Genomic DNA, 230 nt, shown 5'->3' on the forward strand with positions numbered 1-230 from the left:
TCGGACAGCACCAATTCAAACGGCACCGGCTCACCAGTGCGCGCCCGCTGCGCGTAAGCGTCGCGCAACAGACGCAGCGCCATGTCCGCATTGAACACGCATGTGACCTGGTGGCCCATCATCTGCAACAACGCTTCGGTACCTGCCGCCACTTCCTCGTTGTCCTCGACGAGCAGGATGCGCAGCCCGTGCAACGCGCCTTGGTGTTCTGCGTCCGTTTCGTCCGGCGC

At 63.9% G+C, this 230-nt stretch carries 1 protein-coding gene; it reads right to left on the reverse strand.

What is annotated here, in order from left to right; translation table 11 throughout:
- A partial coding sequence (locus tag SB822_RS61425; RefSeq protein WP_410859710.1) for a hypothetical protein occupies nucleotides 1-230 on the reverse strand: 230 nt, incomplete at both ends.

This window comes from Paraburkholderia sp. SIMBA_054 (genome assembly GCF_046534875.1).
Taxonomy (GTDB): domain Bacteria; phylum Pseudomonadota; class Gammaproteobacteria; order Burkholderiales; family Burkholderiaceae; genus Paraburkholderia; species Paraburkholderia hospita.